Source organism: Serratia sp. CY83965 (assembly GCF_052166375.1).
In the GTDB taxonomy this organism is placed as follows: Bacteria; Pseudomonadota; Gammaproteobacteria; order Enterobacterales; family Enterobacteriaceae; genus Serratia; species Serratia marcescens.
The window spans coordinates 126,662-145,626 of record NZ_JBJNOV010000019.1 but is presented as its reverse complement, the minus strand read 5'-3'; the positions used below and the strand labels follow the sequence as shown (position 1 = coordinate 145,626).

The 18,965-nt window shown below is 63.5% G+C and carries 15 protein-coding genes; 3 read left to right on the top strand and 12 right to left on the bottom strand.

Annotation, left to right across the window (positions count from 1 at the left end; genetic code table 11):
- Nucleotides 1–10: 10 nt before the first annotated feature.
- The 3 genes from ACJ8PL_RS24140 to ACJ8PL_RS24130 are packed head-to-tail and all read right to left on the bottom strand — an operon-like array spanning nucleotide 11 to nucleotide 6,380.
- Nucleotides 11–2,200 (bottom strand): virulence factor SrfC family protein, encoded by a 2,190-nt coding sequence (locus ACJ8PL_RS24140; RefSeq protein ID WP_442531433.1) that lies wholly within the window; start codon nucleotides 2,198–2,200, stop codon nucleotides 11–13.
- Nucleotides 2,197–5,142, bottom strand: coding sequence for a virulence factor SrfB (locus ACJ8PL_RS24135; protein ID WP_028130681.1), 2,946 nt, complete (start codon nucleotides 5,140–5,142; stop codon nucleotides 2,197–2,199). The genes ACJ8PL_RS24140 and ACJ8PL_RS24135 overlap by 4 nt, the downstream gene beginning before the upstream one ends.
- The gene (locus ACJ8PL_RS24130) at nucleotides 5,142–6,380 is read right to left on the bottom strand and encodes an SrfA family protein (RefSeq protein ID WP_110147497.1); all 1,239 of its coding nucleotides are present in this window, start codon (nucleotides 6,378–6,380) and stop codon (nucleotides 5,142–5,144) included. The genes ACJ8PL_RS24135 and ACJ8PL_RS24130 overlap by 1 nt, the downstream gene beginning before the upstream one ends.
- Nucleotides 6,381–6,674: 294 nt before the next feature.
- Between ACJ8PL_RS24130 and ACJ8PL_RS24125 the strand changes: the two genes are divergently transcribed.
- A complete protein-coding gene (locus tag ACJ8PL_RS24125; protein WP_370530996.1) occupies nucleotides 6,675–7,592 on the top strand; it encodes a DMT family transporter in 918 nt (305 codons plus the stop codon).
- On the opposite strand, the gene pdxR is transcribed toward ACJ8PL_RS24125, so the two are convergent.
- The 9 genes from pdxR to ACJ8PL_RS24080 form a co-directional block, all read right to left on the bottom strand.
- A complete protein-coding gene (pdxR, locus tag ACJ8PL_RS24120) occupies nucleotides 7,589–9,082 on the bottom strand; it encodes a MocR-like pyridoxine biosynthesis transcription factor PdxR (RefSeq protein WP_079450491.1) in 1,494 nt (497 codons plus the stop codon). The two genes, ACJ8PL_RS24125 and pdxR, sit on opposite strands and share 4 nt — an antisense overlap.
- Nucleotides 9,083–9,161: 79 nt before the next feature.
- Entirely contained in the window at nucleotides 9,162–9,785 is a 624-nt protein-coding gene (locus tag ACJ8PL_RS24115; RefSeq protein WP_016930419.1) for a LuxR C-terminal-related transcriptional regulator, read from the bottom strand.
- Nucleotides 9,786–9,893: 108 nt separating this feature from the next.
- A complete protein-coding gene (locus tag ACJ8PL_RS24110; RefSeq protein ID WP_016930418.1) occupies nucleotides 9,894–10,433 on the bottom strand; it encodes a fimbrial protein in 540 nt (179 codons plus the stop codon).
- An 18-nt stretch (nucleotides 10,434–10,451) separates the two neighbouring features.
- Complete coding sequence (locus ACJ8PL_RS24105; RefSeq protein WP_016930417.1) at nucleotides 10,452–11,456, bottom strand: fimbrial protein; 1,005 nt, start codon at nucleotides 11,454–11,456, stop codon at nucleotides 10,452–10,454.
- A 14-nt stretch (nucleotides 11,457–11,470) separates the two neighbouring features.
- A complete protein-coding gene (locus tag ACJ8PL_RS24100; RefSeq protein WP_048795381.1) occupies nucleotides 11,471–12,103 on the bottom strand; it encodes a fimbrial protein in 633 nt (210 codons plus the stop codon).
- Nucleotides 12,104–12,114: 11 nt separating this feature from the next.
- Nucleotides 12,115–12,861 carry a fimbrial biogenesis chaperone gene (locus ACJ8PL_RS24095; RefSeq protein ID WP_442531432.1) on the bottom strand — a complete coding sequence of 249 codons (747 nt, stop codon included), beginning with the start codon at nucleotides 12,859–12,861 and terminating at the stop codon, nucleotides 12,115–12,117.
- 24 nt (nucleotides 12,862–12,885) lie between these two features.
- Nucleotides 12,886–15,372, bottom strand: coding sequence for a fimbria/pilus outer membrane usher protein (locus ACJ8PL_RS24090; protein ID WP_042706109.1), 2,487 nt, complete (start codon nucleotides 15,370–15,372; stop codon nucleotides 12,886–12,888).
- Nucleotides 15,373–15,458: 86 nt separating this feature from the next.
- A complete protein-coding gene (locus tag ACJ8PL_RS24085; RefSeq protein ID WP_016930414.1) occupies nucleotides 15,459–16,010 on the bottom strand; it encodes a fimbrial protein in 552 nt (183 codons plus the stop codon).
- Between the two features lie 91 nt (nucleotides 16,011–16,101).
- Entirely contained in the window at nucleotides 16,102–16,632 is a 531-nt protein-coding gene (locus ACJ8PL_RS24080; RefSeq protein ID WP_015379342.1) for a fimbrial protein, read from the bottom strand.
- 826 nt (nucleotides 16,633–17,458) lie between these two features.
- On the opposite strand from ACJ8PL_RS24080, the gene ACJ8PL_RS24075 reads away from it, so the two are divergent.
- The gene (locus tag ACJ8PL_RS24075) at nucleotides 17,459–17,803 is read left to right on the top strand and encodes a hypothetical protein (protein WP_370446676.1); all 345 of its coding nucleotides are present in this window, start codon (nucleotides 17,459–17,461) and stop codon (nucleotides 17,801–17,803) included.
- 29 nt (nucleotides 17,804–17,832) lie between these two features.
- On the top strand, nucleotides 17,833–18,942 hold the full coding sequence (locus ACJ8PL_RS24070; RefSeq protein ID WP_079452439.1) for an FKBP-type peptidyl-prolyl cis-trans isomerase N-terminal domain-containing protein: 1,110 nt from the start codon (nucleotides 17,833–17,835) through the stop codon (nucleotides 18,940–18,942).
- Nucleotides 18,943–18,965: the final 23 nt, after the last annotated feature.

Here is an 18,965-nt window from a genome sequence, read left to right as displayed (position 1 = left end):
CTTGCGCCCGCTACGGCACAGCGCGTAGGGCGGCGACGATCGCCGTCAGTGCGCCGCGCTGCTCGTCTGCCAGCGCGGGCTGCGCCTGCGCGGCATTTTCCGCCAGCAGGGTCTGCAGGCCGATCAGCCAGTCATAGATATAAAACGCGGTATTTTTGGTTGGCGTCGGCGCCAGCCGGGTGAGCCGCTGCTGGCCGCTCCAGTCCACCGCCGGCTGCGGCGGCGGGGTAAAGATCGGCTGGCCGGGATTGACGCGGCTCTCGGGGCGCGTTGCCGCATCGCGCCGCTGGAAGCCGAGCCAGGCGACGAAGTCGCCCAGTAGCGCCAGCGCCTGGCTGATCTGCCGATCTTCTCCCTGTTCCGGCAGGCCGCCGGCGCACAGCGCGCGCTCCAGTTCGTCGTCGAGCCGCTGGCGGCAGGCGGCGCCGATCAACGCATCGACCAGCAGTTCGAGATGCGGTTTGTCGACACCGAGCAGATCCAGCAACCGGCGGTTGTCCGGCAGGCTGCGCAGATGGTTGATCCAATCCGCGAATACCCGCGCGGCAAAGGGTGACGCGGGGGGCTCGCCGGAGGCCGGCGTTTCCGGTGCGCCGAACAGATCGATGTCGAGCCCGAACGGCGCAGGCGTCGCCGGGGTCGGCGCGGCGTGCTGCTGTTGCTGGTAAAGCTGGCGCAGCGTATCGCGCTGGGGCAACAGTCGTTCCAGCAGTTCGCCGTGGCGGCCGGCCTGTGCCTGCAGCGCGCGCAGCAGCTGTTGGGCGCGTTGCTGGGTCGCGTACGGATCGGCGGCGGTGAGCCAGTTGCCGAGCAGGCTGTCCGTCAGCTCGCGCTGCAACTCTTCGCGCAGCTCGAGCAGGCGCGCTTGCTTGTGGGCCGGGCGCGCCTGTGCGGCCAGGTAGTTCACCATGCGGCGGCAATCCTGCTCATCCAGCGCCAGCAGCGTGGCCCAGCTGTCACCGGGTTCGCCGACCTGACGCTGAACGGCGTCGTCAGGGCGCGGTTTGCCTTCCTGGCGTGAGTCGAACGGCGTGATTGCCCAAATTAAACCGGGTTTGCGGCGTTGGCGCAGCGCCGGGGTTTCCCCCTGGGTGTGGTCGACCCAACCGGCGAGCGCATGGCCGATGCGCGCGGCGTCCTGCGGCGCGGCGGCGGCATCGGTCACCAGCAGCAGGTTGGCGTGCAGGCCGTCCGCGCAGCGGGTCAGCAAATGGGCGCGTTTCGCCTGTTGCAGCCGCTGCGCCGGCTCCGCCTGCGGGCGGGCGCGGCTGCCGGGCAGGTCGATCAGCGCCACGTCGGCGGGCAGGCCCGCCTGCGCCGTCTGCGGCAGACCGGTGGTCACTTCGGCGGTCAGCCAGGCCAGATCGCTCAGCGCGATCTCCCGTTCACCGCCGTGTTCGGCCATCACGACGATTGCCGTGTTTTCCGGTGCGGCGCTCGCGGTCAGCAGCGTCAAGGCGCGGCGCGGGGCATGAACCCGCCGGCTGTCACCGAGGGCATGCAGCGTATGTGCCAGCTGGCGATAATGCGTCGTCAGCGTCGCTTCTTCTCCCCACAGCGGTGCAAACAGGCGCGCGCGATCGTCGATGCTCAGCTGCGGCGCCAGCGCCACGGCCTGCGGCCAGAAATGCCTGTCCAGCGTCTGTTGCCCCTTGTCGCCGTGGCGGCGTTGGCTATCCCACAGCGCCAGCACATCGCTGTCGCTGAGGCCGTCGGGGGCGACGGCTTGGCGGTGGCGTGCCAACGTTTGCAGATGGCCGGCGATCGCGCGGGCGTCCCAGTCCAGCCGGAAGCCGCCCATCGCGGCGGCATCGAGCGTGATGGCCAGCCACTGCGCTTCATTGAGCAGGGCGAGGGCGATCGGATACTCGGCGGGCCCCGCCTCGGCCGCCGTGCAGTAGCGCACCGCGAGCGAAAGGTCCGCGCTGAAGCGCTTTGCGCCAGGGGCCAGCGCCGCCAGCAAGTGGGCCTTGGCGGCGGCGTTGTGGCCATACAAACCGATGGCGACCTGCGCAGGCTGGGTGTTTTCCAACTGGACGGCGCGATTATGGCAACGGCGCAGGCGCAGCGTCAGGCGATCCGCCTCCTGTTCCAAACGGGCGGACTGCCGGCGCGCGGCGTCCACCCAGTCGATCGCCTGCAGAATGCCGGCGCTGAGCGCGTTATTTGGGGCTGATTGGACGGTGGTAGTCGCTTTCATCGTGGGTAAATGCTCCCGCTGTCTATCCAGTAGTGGGTCGCGCCGGAGGCGCTGGCAGCCAGGGTATTGAGTTTCAGTTGCAGATGGTGCGCCGGGACGGCACTGCCGTCGGCCAGCACCGCCTGCGCGATCTTGACGCTTTCGGCGCCCTGTTCGGCGCTGGCGGTGATGGCCAGCCGCAGGCCGATCACCGCGTCACCGGCCAGCTTACGCGCCAACTGGGCGTCATTGATGGTCAGCGTATAGAGCGGCGAGGCCGGCCAACGTTCGTTGTCCAACTGGCGGAAGCCCAGGCGCAGCGGGCCGCGCAGCTGGAAGCTGCCGGCGGGATCGAGCGCGAAATCGGCGCGATCCAGATCGATGTCGCGGTAATAGACGTTATCGTCCGCCAGCATGTTGTTGCCGTCCAGCATGCCCAGATAGCGAATGGTGGAGTAGGGCTGGAAATCCCCGACGTTGAAGTAAAAGCTCTCCAGCCGCAGGTCGATTGCCAGCAGGCACAGCATGGCGCCCACGGCGGCGGTGGATTTTGGGTTGTCGATACGGCCGCGTTTGTTGAACGGGTACCAGCTGCGGGTGTGATACCCCTCCAGCGGCAGAATGCGGCTGGCGGGCAGCGGCTGCAGGTGGCGCAGCAGCGCCTGCACGCCGGGGAAGCGCGCCGGGCGGCCGGTCAGCAGCAGCACGTCGCAGGTGTACAGCGCCACCACCTCAGCCAGCAGGCGCAGGCAGCGGCCGATGCCGATGCGATCGGACAAGAAGGCGGCGTGCAGATCGGCCAGGCGGATCACCAGCGGGGTGTGCAGGATATCGAAGGCGTTGCTGTCAGCTTCGCGCTGCACTTCGCCGTTGATAAACGCCAGCACCTGCGGCGTCGGCGGCTGCGGCAGCAGATCGCCCAGGCTGGCGGCGATTTCCGCCCGGCTGTCCAGCGGATCGTATTCTTCATAGGCGCTGAGCAGCGCGCGTCCGGCGGGCATGAAGATCTGCAGCGCGGCCTGCTGACGCAGGGTGGAAAGCCCGTCCATGCGTCCTTCGTTGCCGAACAGTTTGTCCATCAGCGCCGCGGCGGCGCTCACGCCGGCGGCTTCGAACGCCTGTTGCACGGCGGGCAGAACAAATTGCTGGATGATGTCCAGCAGGATGTCGTCGCCGGCGACCTTAAAGCCCTCGCGGAACAGCAGGCGCGGGTTGATTTTGATGTTGTTGCCCACGCCGTCGTCGAGCGAGTAGTGCGTGATCGCCAGATCGGTGGTGCCGCCGCCGATGTCGATGGAGGCGATGCGCAGCGTTTTGCCCGCTTGTTCGCTTGGCGCCAGCGGCCGGTCGGGCCGGGCCATGGCGGCGAAAAAGGCGTCGGTGCGGCCGGCGAAGTTCACTTGGGTTTCGTTGTACAGATAGACCATCTGGCCGCAGGTGGCCTCGTCCCACTCCATCTGCACCTGCGGCGCCGGGAAGCGGGTGCGCGCGCCGTCGAACGGCGCATCCTGCGGGTGCCAGCCGAGGGCCTTCCACACCAGCCCGATCGCCTCCTGCATGCGGCGGCGGAAAATCTCGCGCTCCGGCTTCGGCATCGCCGAAGGCAGCGTCAGAATGATGGCGCGCAAACGGCGCGGCGCGGCGGCGTTCGGCATGCGGCTGCGCTGTGCGATGCTGTTGATCTGCATCAGCGCCTGCGCCAGCAGCTCGCTCAGCATCAGGCTCATCACCGCGCTGCGGCTGTAATGGGCGGCGAATACCGGCAGCCGTTGGGACGTCGGCAGGGCGGACAGCGGCACGCCCTCGTCGTTGATCAAGGTGGTCAACGGCGCGGCGGCGGCCATCGGCTCGTGCCGCTCGTTGAAGCGCCAGCCGGGCGCATAGCGCTCCTCGTCCCACAGATAGCGCCGTGGGCTGGAGATGCCGGTGGTGCCTTCATGCCCTTCGCGTCGCTGCGCCAATTGCGCGGCTTCACGGCCGACGCGGGTGATGGACGGCCATTGGAAGGCGTCGTCGCGTCCACTCTGGAAGGACAGATGCGGCTTGCCGAACGAGGCCCGAGAAAACTCCACCCGGCTCTCGAACAGTTCGTTGTAGACGCAGTGCGGTTCGGACAGCGAGCGCAGCTGCAGCTCATAGGTTTGCTTCAGGCCGTTGCTCTCTTCCGGATGGTCCTCGACCAGCACGCCGCAGGTGTGAGAATTGCCGACGTCCAGCACCAGATCGACGTCGATCGCCGGCTGTTGCAGCGTCGCCGCCGCCATTTTTATCTGCGGCACCGTCAACTGATGGCCGAGCATGTGCAACAGGTTGAGGTAGTGCGCCTGATACTCGAAGGTTTTCAGCCCGGCGTTGATCTCCGCCTCGGTGCGCTGTTCCCGCTCGGCGGCGCGCTGGCTGAACGCCTCGCGCAGCCAGCCGTCCACCCAGGTCAGATCGAGGAACTCGCCCAGCTCGTGGTTGCGGTGCGCCAGCGCGAAGCTGAGGCCGGCGCCGAGATCGCTCTCGCTTGGCGCCAATGCTTCCTGGCCGGGCGCGGCGGCGCGGGTGTCGAAGGCCAGCACCACCCGCAGCAGGTTGCCGTCCTGATCCGGTTCATCCAGCTGCACCACCTGCAGGCGCGCCCAGTTGTCCGGGCCCGACAAAAACAGGCCCGCCGGGGTGTGGCGCAAGAAGGGCAGCGGCAGCCAGAGCTTATCCAGCAGGTGCAGCGACTGCTGCAGCGGATAGCTGAACTCCGGCCGCACCACTTCGGCGGCCTGGTCGCCCACGGCCGGCAACTGGTATTTGCCGCTCTCGGCCTCCCATTGCAGGCGCAGCAGCGGGCCGCTGGCGGTCTTGCGCACGAATTTGCCGGGAAACTCGGCGTCCAGTCGCGGCGTCAGGGCAAAGTCCAGAAACTGAATGCCGCTGTCCTGAATCAGCGTAATGCCGTGTTTGTAGTCAGTTAGGGGGGCCAGCATCATTTACTCTCGCGCTTGAACGTCATGGGATAGGTGGTGTCCGCATCGTAGCGGCCGGTGCACTCCGCCGCGCCGGTTTCGCCCTGGCGGCAAACGATTTCCGGGATCTGATAGCGGCTGCCATCGCTGCAGCGCGCCTTGGTGCGGCTGTTGATCACCAGATTGCCGGACTGCATCAGCCCGGCCTCGACCGCCGCCCGGCAGGTGACGCCGTCGCCGTAGGCGATGACGGCGCTGCCTTTGCCCGCGTTCAGGCGGTATTGCAGGCTGGGGCGCTTGCCGGTGATCGGATCTTTCAGCGCCACCGTGGCGCGCCATTTGCCGTTAAGGAAACGGGTGGAACCGGCCTTCACCGCCTCGGGCGGCAGCACCAGCGCATTTTTGTCCAGCGGTTGCGGGATGGCCGGCGCCGGGGGCGGCGGCATCAGCGTGGCGTGCGCCAGCGGCAAGCGCAGCTCAGGCAACGGCGCGGCGGTTTTTTCCGGCGCTGCCGGATGGCGCACCTCCGCCGGCATCGCCGGTTGCGGCGGCGGCGAGCGGTGCAGCCAGGCGGCCAGCGCCGCGCTGCCTAGCAGCAGTACCGGTAACAGCCAGAGGGCGTGACGCCGGCGCGGGCGAACAGCGGCAGGGGATTCGACGGGCGTCGCCGGGGCGGGCACCGGTTCAGGCTCTGCCGCCGGAGCCGATTTGGCCGGCTCGATAACGGCCGGTTTGCGCGGAGCGGCGGCGATCGGCGCCGGTTTTTCTACCTCCGTTTCGGCAGGGCGCAGGCAGGCTAAAGGATCGTCCGGACTCTGCGCCTGCGGTTTGATAAAGCCCCAAAAGGTCAGCACCGGCCGATCGTCCACCAGGTAGACGTGGTTGGGATCGGGAATATGCATCGCTTTGGTCAGCAGCGCGCCGAACAGGCGATGGCTGGGGTGATCGGTCGCCCGGGCCTGTTCGGTCAGGCTGCGGAAGGTCGTCAGGCAGTGTTCCAGATGGCGAACCGCCTGCGCGCGCTGGGCGTCGCTCGCCGCCAGCCAGGAGGTCACCTTGCCCGGAAAGGGCGCATACCAGTCGATGCGGGTGCCGCTTTCGTTCGGCTGGGGGATCGCCAGACAGTCGGCGGCCTGCTGCTGCCGGCGAAGACGCAGGGTTTCCCGCAGCTGCTGCGCGCAGGCGTAGATCGATTGCCCGTTTTCGCCTAAAGCCAGCACATCATCCAAACTGCCACTGCGTAAGAAGGGTTTCACCACGGCGCCGCACCTTGTCCTGTTCTGCAAAAACGCATAAAAGTCCATGATACCCCGCAGGCAGAGCCGCCAAACGGCCAAGGACAGCCCGAAAAACGCCCTTCTTTGGCGTTAGCGGCGCACTTTGGCAACCGGCACAGTGAAAATCTCGCTATCTGGACCTGTCTGTGAACCGCTTTATCTGAAAAATAGAACGCAGCCCCGGCAGGCGACGCCGGGGAACGATGTTCTCTTTCACTATGACATCGCCTCGCGGGTTGCCGATTTCGGTATGCCTCAGGCGTGCGGAGCGTTCACATGACGGACAGCCAGTCTGAAAAAACTCTCGTTGTTACCCCTGCACATCCCGCCGCCGGGCATTCGGCCCAGGGCTGGATGAACGGTTTTCTTGGCATGATTATCTTCAGCGGTTCTCTGCCCGCCACGCGAGTGGCGGTGCTGGAGCTCGATCCGCTGTTTCTGACGGCGGTCAGGGCGGCGATCGCCGCCTTGCTGGCCTTGTGCGCGCTGCTGATCACCCGCCAGGCGCGGCCGAGGCGGGCCGATTTGCCGCCGCTGCTGTTTGTGGCGCTCGGCGTAGTCATCGGTTTTCCGCTGCTGACGGCGCTGGCGCTGCAGCACACCACGTCGGCGCATTCGCTGGTGTATATCGGCCTGCTGCCGCTGGCGACCGCCGGTTTTGGCGTCTTGCGCGGCGGAGAGCGGCCCAAGCCCGCTTTTTGGGTTTTTTCGGGCGTCGGCGCCGCGCTGGTGGGCGCTTTCGCGCTGAGCCAGGGGAGCGGCGGCGCCTGGCAGGGGGATGCGCTGATGGTCGGCGCGGTGCTGCTGTGCGGTCTGGGTTATGCCGAAGGGGCGGTGCTGTCGCGTCGGATCGGCGGTTGGCAGGTGATCTCCTGGGCGCTGGTGGTGGCGTTGCCGTTGACGCTGGCGGCCACCTGGCTGGCGGCACCGGCCGCCTGGCCCGTGGTCAGCGGCGCCGCTTGGCTGTCGCTGGTTTACGTCTCGGTGTTCAGCATGTGGATTGGGTTTATTTTCTGGTATCGCGGCCTGGCGCAGGGCGGCATCGCCGCCGTCGGGCAGTTGCAGCTGCTGCAGCCGTTCTTCGGCCTGGCGCTGGCGGGCTGGCTGCTGCATGAAGCCGTCCAGCCGATGATGATCGCCGTGATGGCCGGCGTGGTGGTTTGCGTGTTCGGCGCCAAACGTTTTTCCCGCTAGGCGCCGCTGCCGGCGCAGGCCAGGATCACCTGTCCGAGCCGTTCCACCGCCTGTTGCACCTGGCGGTCGGCGTAACCGCCCAACCCCAGCACCAGGCCCGGCTCACCCTGGCCGGGCGCATACATCGGCGACACCGCCCGCAGCGCCAACCCGGCTTCGTTGGCCTGCCGGGCGACACGCACGTCGTCGAGATCTTTCCTCAACCACAGCACCATGTGCATGCCCTGATCGCAGGGCTGCACCACCGCCAGTTCAGCCGGGATGTACGCGTTGATCGCCTCGATCAGCACCCGACGTTTTTCGGCGTAGACGCCGCGCATTTTTCGGATATGCCGGTCGAGATACCCTTCGGCAATAAAGGCGGCCAGCACGTATTGATCCGCGCTGGGCGGGTGACGATCCATCAGGATCCTGGCACCGCAAAAGGCGTCGACCAGAGGCGGCGGCACGATGGCGTAACCCAACCGCAGCGAAGGGAACAACACCTTGCTGAAGGTGCCGAGATAAAGCGTCCGCTCGGGCGCCAGCCCCTGCAGCGAAGGGAACGGGTGGCCGGCGTAGCGCATCTCGCTGTCGTAATCGTCTTCCACGATCCAGGCCTGCCGCTCTCTGGCCCAGGCCAGCAAGGCGCTTCTTTTCGCCATGCTCATCGGCATGCCCAGCGGATACTGATGCGACGGCGTGACAAAGGCGGCGCGGGCATTGGCGGCCAGGCGCACGCCGGCGGCGACGTCGATGCCGTCGTCGGCGACGGGCACCCTAATCATGCGCCGATCGCGAAACAGGCTATCGAAAATGGCGGTAATGCCGGCGTAGGCAGGATCTTCGACCCAGGCGCTGTCGCCGGCGTCCAACAGGATCTGCGCGGCCAGATACAGTCCCTGTTGGGTGCCGGAGGTGATGAGGATTTGCTGCGGCGTGCAGTTTACCGAGCGGGAACGGCGCACATAGTCGCAGATGGCTTCGCGCAGCGGCAGCGCGCCCAGCGGATCGCCGTAGCCCGACGGCGCGCCGGGGCCGCGGGCGCGGATGCGGTTGCCGAGCCGCCGCCAGATATCGTCGGGCGCGGTATCGCCGATTGGCACTGACACAGTGAACGGCACCGGCGGCAGCGCTCGCGCCTGAGTGGCAAAGCGCGCCAGATGCTGCGCCTGTGAAGAAAGCGGAGCCGCTACCGCTGAACTCGCCTGCACCGTGGCATGCGGCGCGCGGCGTGGCGTCTGATAGTGGGCAACTCGGGTGCCGGAACCGGGCTGCGGTTCGAGAAAGCCTTCCGCCGTCAGTTGAGCAAAGGCCTCCAATACCGTGCCGCGCGCCAGAGTCAGCGCCGCCGACAGCCGGCGCGTCGAGGGCAGCAGATCGCCCGCTTTCAGATCGCCCCGGTGGATGGCCTGACGCAGGGCCTGCGCCAGCTGGTGGCTTAGCTGGCCTGCCTGGCGATCGAGCTCGCCGAGGGCGGGGACGTCAACGACTTTGGCTGTTCTGGGCATGGATTCCGGCTCGCTTTGCAGTGCGAAAATGAGTATTCAGAGTAAACCACTCTGTCGGTACTCGCGAGTCCGTTGTCAGTCAGCTTAGCCCACGCTGATTCAGCAGCACTTTATTCAACTCGCTGTTTTTACGCACGTTAAGCTTGCGCATCGCCGAGCGCTTATGGGCGCTGATGGTTTTCTGGCTGCGCTGCAGCAGGCCGGCGATGCTGCAGGCGGACATGCCGCTGCTCATCAACCCCAGCACTTTTTTTTCGCAGTGGCTGAGTGCGGCGATGCGGCAGGCCTGGCATTTCCACATGCCGGCGGCGTGCAGCGCCATCCACGGATGCTGGATAAATTTTTCCAGCGCCATCTGCAGCTTGAGGCGGATGGCGTAGGCCGAATCGCGCCGGTGGATGCTGAACAGCGGCGGCAGGTTTTTCACCTGTTGCTGGGTCGCGTCGTCGAGGATCAGCAAAGTCAGCTGCCGCTGGCGCGGGATGCCGTAGGGGCTCTGGTAACAGCAGGCGCAGCCCCAGCGCTCTTCCGGCGTGCGGAACACGATTTCGATGTTATCCAACGCCTGCAGCGCCAGCGGCGAGAACTGCGGGTACAGGCGCTGGCATTCGTTCAGGGAGTGCAGATAATCCTGCAGCAGCAGACGCAGCCCCTGCTGGTAGAAGTTATCGCTGTCGAACAGCGTGAAGCGAATATCTGGCATGGGTGGCTCCTTAAAAGGCCGTGGCGCCGCGCCGGAGCGAACGGTGACGGCCCATTGCCGGCGTTCGCGCGCCGGTCGTTTTCCTGATTTCCCTGGGCGGTGCGGGGCTTATTGGTACGCCAGCACAAAATTGGCGACGGAGGTGAATTCGCCTTCGGTAATGCTTTGGTTCTGGATCGCGCTCGGCCGCCCCTGCACATAGGCGGTAAAGTTCAGGCTGTTGGGGCCGTTTTGCAGCGCGACGGCGCTGGTGGCCTTATTCAGGTCGATGTCCGCCCCTTGATGATCGAACAGCGCGATGGCGGCGCCGTTCGCGCCGTTGTTGATCGCCAGCTTGCCCGGCAGCTCACCGTCTTCGGCGCCGCTGAAGGTCACGCTGACGGATTTGAATACCGTGGTCTTGCAGTCGGTCAGCTTGATGCTGAATGGCACCGGCGTGGTGTGGCCATAGCGGTACAGGGTTTTGACGATCACCGTGCCCATTTCCACCAGCTGATCGGCGGACTGCGGTTCGATATTGCACGGGCGGCTCACCACGGTGCCGTGGAACTGCACCGGCGCGCCGATAAGTTCGGTGTTCGCCGCCGCCGGCATGGCGGCAAACCACCAGGGCGCGCAGCTCAGCAGCGCTAAAGCGCGTAGACGCATTTTCCGTTCCTCCCTCGGTTACTGGAATGCCGCCACGATGGTGGCCGATGCGTTGAATTCCCCTTCGCCGATCTCTGCGCCGCCGTTGGCGAACGGCGCCGCCACCAGGTTCCAGGAGCCGCCGTTGCCGATGTTCGGCACCGGGTAAAACTCATTCGGGATAACCAACTGGCCGTTGTGCGTCAGCCGGATGCCGAGATCGTTCTTGTCGGTTTTGAACACCTCGTTGCTGAAGGAGGCCGCCGTACCCGACACCGCCAGCTTGATATTCAGCGTGCCGTCCTCGAAGCTGCCGCCCTCGCACTGGAAGCGCACCGGAATGCTTTGCGGGTAGTTGGAGCCGTTGAGATCGCTGCCGCCGATCTCGCCGAACTCCACGTTGATCAACTGGCCTTCGTTCACCACGCATTTATCGGGCACGTAGAGGATTGCGGACTGGATAAACACCTGCGCCATCGGATTGGGGCCGAAACCGCCGTCGGTCGAGCCGAGGCGGCCGTACATCTCGATGATCTGCCGATCGTTAATCTCAACGCCGTTAATGATTTTTTTGCGCACCCGGAAGGTGATCTTGCCTTTGGAGCCGCTGCCGTAGTTGTTGACCTGTAAGTACGGCGGCTGGCAGCGGTGTTGGCTCAGCAAATTCGATTCGTTGTAAAAAGGCACGGTGACGTAGGCGTTCTTGTTGCCGGCAATCCACACCTCGGCTTTTAAATCCAAAAAGTCATTCAGCTTTAAATAGCCGTTGCCGTAGTCGGAGGGGGGCAACGACGAATCCGACTTGTAAAAGTGCGGGCTGGTGGGGATAGGGGTATCGCAATACACCTTGCCGGTATAGGTGCCGCCCAGATCATAGGGAAACAGTTTGGTGAACCCCACCTGGTTGGTGATGTTGCTTTCATTCAGATCGATATAGAACTGTTTGGGGCCGCCGTCCGGCGTGACGTAGCCGTTGGCCCAGGCGGCGGGGGCCGCCAGCGCGATCGCCAGCGGCAGGCAGAGTTTGGTCAGTTGTGTTTTCATCGCGTTCTCGAGCCTCACAGGTAAATCACCTGAATGTGCGCCACGGCGGCGAAACCGGCGGCCATCACCGCCCGCTGGGTGGATTCCACGCTGGCGCTGAACCACAGGGTGTTGCTGCCGGGTTGCAGAATGTAGGGGCGGCTGCGCTGATTCAGCTCCAACGCCTGGCCCTGCTGGTCTTGCAGCCGCAGGCCGATGCCCTGTACGCCGCCGTTCAGCTTCAGCAGCGACGGGTTGTCGACGTCGCTTTCGCCGAGAAACACCAGCGTGGCGGCCTGTTCACCCTGAAGGTAGAGGCGGCCGGCGTCGCCGTTGCGCGGGCCGGCCGGATTATCCGCCAGCGCGCGCGCGCCCAGCAGGCAGTTGCGGAACGAGAGGCGAAAACGCACCGGCGCGCTGCGATCGCCGGCGTTGCGGAAGTCGCGTGCGCTGACGTCGCCCAGATCGACGGACTGATCCCGGCTGTCCGGCGTCAGGCTGCAGGGAGAGCTGAGCAGGCCGCCGTGAAAGCTGACGGTGCCGGTGGTGCCTTCGATCACGCCCAGCGGCGTTGCCGCCAGCGCGCCGCCGCCGCACAACAGCGCGCCGCCGCCGCACAACAGCGCGCCGAGCAGCAGCGGGCGCAGTCGATCGGTGAATTCAGCCATGCTGGATCTCCTTATTTTTTCTCGGGCACGGCGGTGCAAACGCTGCCGTTGCAGGCGAAGCGCAGCTCGGGGTGGCCGCCGTAGTCGTTGATGTAGGTGATGACGAAGCTGTTCATGCCGGTGTCGTGCAGCTTGAGGCTTTCGCTGGATTTCGGCTTCAGCATCAGCGGTTGAAAACCGCCGATCGCGCCGCCGCCCTGTTTTTGCGTCTGCCGCGTCATGCCGGTCAGGGTGATGTAAAACGGCGTCGGGTTGTCGACGGTGATGGCGCCGCCGCTTTTACGGAACACCAGCTTTTCCTGCCACACTTCACCCTTGGGCGCGACAATCGCCTTCGGCCGGTAGAACAGCTTGATCTGCGTTTGCAGCGCCAGCTGCATCACGTTGGTTTTGGTGCTTTTCGGCGGAATTTCGCGCAGGTTGAAGTAGAACACCGCCTCGCGATCCTGCGGCAGGCGATCCGCCTCCGGCGTCTTGGTGATGCGCACCACGCTGCGCTCGCTCGGTTCCACGCGCTGCAACGGCGGCAGCACCACCAGCGGCGAGGTGATTTTCTGATGCTGCTCGTTCTCCAGCCAGGACTGCGCCAGGAAAGGCAGTTCTTTGTTTTCGTTGACGATATTCAGGCTGATCGATTTGGCGTCGCTCACATAGACGGCGCGCGTGCGATCCAGCGATATCGCCGCGTCGGCGGTGGGCAGTACGGCGCTCAGGGCCAGGCCGGCGGCGGTCAGTAGCGTTATCGGGTGTTTGTTCATGTCATTATTTCTCAGCGTTACGGATTACAGGGTGGCGCACGGCAGCAGCAGCTGGTCCAGCGGCTTGGCGGCGCCCGGGATCACGATGCGGCAGCGGCGTTGGCCTTCCCAGGCGACGTCCAGTTTTTCCTCCGGCTGCACGCCGGTCAGGTAGACCGAGCCGCCGTCGTTGACCACCGCGACCTCGCGGCCTTTCTCGCTCAGCACCGCGGCGCCGAACGGCGGTTCGCTGCCGTCCGCGAGGCGAATGGTGGCCAGCAGCTTGCTGCCTTTCACCACCTCGAAGTGGCGGTAGCCGATGGCGCCTTCGGTCAGCGTGCCTTGCACCACGGCGCGAGTGGCTTCGACGTCGTCCGCCAGCTTGTTGACGTCGATGCGGGTGTCGGTGTTGTAGTAGCTGGTGATGTCGGAAATCACCGCCAGCCCGAAACGGTTGCTGTAGGCGCGGCCGTTATTGATCGGCACGCCGGCGATGCCGTCGGTGTCGAGCATCATGCGGCTGCCGCCGTTGCTCGAGTTCTGATGCGCCGCGATACCGTGCCGGGTCGCGGTGAGACCGCCGCGGAACGAGCCGCCGATCGACGAGTAGCTGTCCTGTTGGTAAGAGGCGCTGGCGTTCAGCGAGCCGAACGAGGCGTTGTGGGTGTAGTACCCGCGCGCCAGCGATTTGCCGGACTGGTTAAAGCCGCCGCTGACCTGCCAGGTATTGTCCGGATCGCTGTAGTCGTTGTACGACGCAGTCTGCGTGACGTCGCCGTTGTTGGTTTGCAGCGCATAGCCGACGCGCCGACGATCGCCGATCGGTACGGTGAAGTTGATCATCACGCTGTCGTCGGTGCGGCCCTGGTAATAGGTGCGGTAAGCCGACAGCGAGGCGGTGATGTTGCTGATATCGCCGATGCTGAACAACTTGCTGGTCGACAGCCCGTAACGATCCTGGGTTCGCGCGTCCCAATAGGTCTGGTGCGAGTAGGTCAGATAAGTGGTGATCGCCCTGGCGCTGTCTTCCGCCATAAAGGTTTTGCTGGCGGTGATGGTATACAGCTCTTTCTGACGGCCGTTGTAATTCTTGTCGTAATCGCCGTAGCGCTCCTGCAGATACTGCGACATGTTCATGAATTTACGTTGCGAGAAGCGGTAGCCGGCGAAGGTGATCTGGCTGTTCAGCTCGTCGAAGCGTTTGGCGTAGTTGAGCTTGAACGACATGCCGCTGGCGGTCGGCTCGCCGGGCAGGCGAGCGATCGACTGGGTGACGTCCAGCGACATGGCGCCGAACACGTTCAGATCGCGGCCGAGGCCGAGCGCCCAGGCGTTATAGTCGCCGCCGAGCAGCGCGCCGCCATACAGCGACCAGGCGTTGCTCAGCCCCCAGGAGAAGTCGCTGGCGGAAAACAGCGGGCCCTGGGTGCGGTGGTCGTAGGCCGAGGTTTTGCCGAGCGCCACGTTGTAGCGCACGTAGCCCGGGCGGGTCAGGTACGGAATGGTGGCGGTATCCACCTGGAAGGTCGAGACGGTGCCGTCCTGTTCTTCCACCTTGACGTCCAGCTTGCCGCGCACCGAGCTGTTGAGATCCTGAATGGCGAACGGCCCGGCGGGCACGGTGGTTTCGTACAGCGTGCGGCCTTCCTGCGAAACGGTGATCTTGGCGTTGCTCTTGGCGATGCCGCGCACTTCCGGCGCATAACCCTGCAGGTTGGGCGGCAGCATGCGCTCGTCGCTGGCCAGGTTGAGGCCGGTGAAGCGATAGGCGTCGAACACCCCGGAGTCGAGATAAATCTCACCCAGCGTCAGCTTGGCGGCCTGCATCGGCAGCGCGCGATAGGCGTAGATCTGGTTCCAGTCGAAACCGGTGCTGCGATCGCCAGCCTGCTGATTGTAATTGGCCTGGTAGTCCGCGCGCAGGCGCCAGGGGCCCAGGTTGGCGCCCAGCGTGCCGTAGCTGCTCAGGTTCTGGGCGGTGTTGTTGTTGTGGCTCTGCTTGCCTAACTGGCCGCTCAGGTTGTAGTCCAGCAGCAGGCCGGGAATACCGTCGTCCCACTGCTCGGGCGGCGTCCAGTCGGGATCGGAGTATTTCATCCACGCCTGCGGGATGGTGATCGCCAGCACGCCGCCGCCGATGCGATCGGAGATGGTCGCGCCTTTGATGCCGCGAATGTCGGCGCACTGGTTGTCGTGCCACAGGGTGATTTTTTTGGCCGCTTCTTCTTTCAACGCCATTTTTTCCACCAGGTCAGGCGGCAGGCACACCTGGCTGCCGCTCTTGTTATCCGGTGACGGGAAATACTGAATGCTGCGCTGGGGCAGCGTTTTCTGGTTGATCTTGATGTCCAGCAAATAAGCGCCGGGCATGACGTAGTCGGCGTCGGAGAAGCGCGAAAGATCCACTTTGCTGCGCTCGCCGATATCCAGGACGTCGGTATTGAATTCCGTGGCGGAAAATGCCGGACGCACCCAGAGGAAAGATAGAATGACGAGGAGAGGTAGGTGTTTCCGTGTCAGTAATGACGTCATAGCATAATCACTCATGGCAAGTCCGCGCCCAATAGCAGGTCATCCGTACGACCTGAATACGTAATGCTGTGCAGCGCCCGCCGGCGCTAGAGATAAGACAGGGTGAATTTGGCCAGAGAGCTGAAGCCGCCCGCCCGCGCCTTGTCGGGATGCAGGCGCAACTGCGCGCCAAAGCGCAGCGTGTTGTCGCCGGCGACGATCTGGTAATCCGCCGTCGTGCTGCCGAGCGGGATCGGCGCGCCGGCATCGTTCAACAGCTCGATAGCCACGCCCTTCGCCTCGCCGTAAACGCCGAGCAGGGACGGATCCCCGCTGTCGGCGGTGCCGTCGAACGTGACGTTGGCCGCGCGATAGATGAAGTCAGGCTTCACCTGGCTGGCCAGCTCGCAGTTCACCAGTTTGATCGTGAAATGGCGGCGGCTGCCGATCAGCACCGACTGCCCGTCCTGCGAGGCGTCGGTCATGGAAATCAGACCAAAATCGACGGTTTGATCCAGGCTGTCGCTGGCGATGCCGCACGGCGTTTCAACGATGGTGCCGCCCAGGCTGACTTTGCCGTGGCCCTGATTTTTCGCTGCCGCCGCCGCGCTGCCGACGCTGAGCGCGATGAGCAACAGGCCGCAAAGGCGGATAGTCATGCTGGCGTCTCCCTGTCTTTCCCTGTTCCCTTGCCGGTATCCTCGGCATGCAATAAAGCGGGGGATGCCCTGAGACATCCCCTGTGGGGTATTACAGGTAAGCCAGGGTGAAGTTCGCCACGCTGGTGAAGTCGCCCGGCACCACGGCGCTTGAGGCGCTGCTGCCCTGCAGATAAGCGGCGAATTTCAGCGAGTTGTCGCCATCGTTCAGGCCTTGACCGTCGGTCGCGGTGCCCAGTTCCACCTCTTTGGAGTGCAGGTTGTCGTAGATCACGATGCCGGCGCCGGTTGCCGTGCCGCTCAGGGCCAGCAGTTTGTTGTTGACCGGATCAGGCGTGCCGGTAAAGGTCACTTTGACGTTTTTCATGGTGGAGATGGAGCAATCTTTCAGTTCGATGTTGAAAGGCTGCATGCTGGATTTACCCTGGTTGGCCAGGATGCGGCTGCTGATCTGGCCCATCGGCACGGTTTGGTCAACGGATTCCGGCGCGACGCTGCATGGCGCATCGATAATTTCGCCGGTAAAGGTGACTTTACCGCTGCCCTGATTAGATGCGGCATGAGCAACAGATGCGGAAGCGAAAGCAATCACGGTTGCCAGCATTAATTTATTCAGTTTCATTTCTCAGGTTCCTGTAGAGAGTTTTTAAATAAAAAGAACAGCACATCTAAATCCCCCGCGGCGGCGGCAACGCCATGTCGCCGTCCGTGCGGTTGGAGCCAGATCCTTTTGCTCTGGGCAATACGCCGACATCCGTTATTTATGAGAAATAACGAGATTTGGAAAATCGATAATGGATTTTCTGGTAAATAAAATGCGATTTTTACGTGTGGCGTGTTGCTGGGAATATTCTTGCAAATAATAGTATTGCTTGGAAATAGATTTTATTAAATTAAGTCAAATTCAGAATATAAAACCAAAAGGAAAAAGAAATATATTTGCTTTAAAATCAATAGATCGTATACAAATATTATCCAGTATAAATCACTATATAAATAACGATATGCGAGATATTAGATCGGGGGAAATAGGGTGGCACCTACAATTCACAATATTGTTTTGCTAATATCGCTCTGAGGCAGCAGATGATGCATTTCCTTTTAGAAACAAAATATAAAACATAATTCATTGTTTTTATTGTTGTTTAGTGATTTTCTGTTCACGAGTGATTGGGTTTCTTATTCGCGTTTAGTTCGCGTTTAAGCCTAATTGATTAACAATTAAATAACAATTTCACCGGTAGTGAATTATCCTATCACCTTGCGGAATAGGGATTTTTCGCTGCCTAACCCATTTTGATTAATCAAATTAAGGCATGTGCTGCTGCCGTTCGCCACATAATGATGACCTAAGTGACAATTAAAGGATTATAAACGGAATGATAACGATGATTAATGCTTGCGGCGGGCGCCGTTGGGCGGGTTTGACCCTATTTCTGCTGTCTTTTATGGCGCTTTCTGGCTGTGCGGGCGGGAGCAAGACAAAACTGAATTCCGTGAAAAAAATCTCACAGAACAATCCTAATGATAAATCCGATGAGCAACGCATCGCGCTTTGTCAGCAGCGGGTTAATTCATTAAAGAATATTAATCCGCAAAGTTACCAAAAACGCATCGCCTATTTTAATGGCCTGCTTTCCAACGCTTCGGGATATGCCGGGGTGCGCGGCAACGTGGATGAGAGTACCCGTAAAGCGATTGATGCTCTTTATCAATATAAAACCGAGAAATTCTGCGCCGACGTCGAGCATGAGCTGATGTCCGATCTGTCCAGCCGGGTTGAGAATCTGTAGCCATGAAGCGATGCGCGCAAGGATGGGCGATGGCTCTTTTGCTGTTGGCGGCGAGCGGGGCCGCTTGCGCCGCCGATGACGGCATTCCCGCGCTGTTGAAGTTTGCCGAACAGCGGCAGGCGCCACCGGCCGCGCCCAGGGAAGACACCGTGCGTCAATCGGCGTCAGCACCGGCCGCCAAACCGGCCGCTATCGTCGGGGCAGACAGCGCTCGTTTAACGTCGTTGAAGCAGTCTTTGCAACAGCAGACGGAGAAAATCCGTCAGTTGGAGCGGCAGTTGGCGGCGGCTCAGGCCGCGGCGGCGCCGAAACGGGAACCGGCCGTCGTCGATATTCGGCCGCTGGCCGATGCCCTGAAGGGATTGCGGCACGCCGTTGCGCCGGTGCCAGAAGTGGGCGTGCTGGCCGCTTCGTTAACGCGGGCCGAACAGCGCAGCGCAAGTTTGGCGGCGCAGCTGGCGCAGCAGCGCCGGCGGGTAGAGACCTTGCTGGCCGAACGGCAGCAGGCGGCCGAGCCGCCCGCGCTGGCCAGCGAGGCGGACAAGCAGGCGTATGCCGCTGGCGTGTCGCTCGGACGCGACATTCTGCATCTGCAGCAGGAGAACCGGCGCGCGGGGTTGGAAGCGGATACCCAGCTGTTGCTGGCGGGCATCGCCGATACCCTGGCCGGGCGGTTGCGGCTCGATGAAACCGCCATCGACGGCGCGCTGCACACGGCGCAGCAGCGGTTGCAGCAGGCGCAACAGACGCAGGCGCCACCTCGGGATGACAACGCCTACCTGGCCAATTTCGTCCGTCAGGAGGGGGTCAAGCAGGATGCGCTCGGTTTCTATTACCGGGTGGACTATGCCGGCAGCGGGGCGATCGGCGCCGACGATCGGGTGGATATCGTGGTGCGCGAAAGCCTGACCGACGGCCGGGTGGTCAAAGACATGGAGCTGGCGGGGACGGTGATCTCGCAGCCGTTGACGCGCTACCCGCCGCTGTTTCGCGCGGCTATCGAGAAGCTGCAGCGCCACGGCGCGATCACGCTGGTGGTGCCGCCGGCGCTGGCGTACGGCAAACAGGGCAACCCGCCGGCGATCCCCCCGAATGCCACCATGATTTACACCCTGCGCATCGCTGACGTGCAGCCGTGAGCGGGGTGCTCAGCAGTAACCAC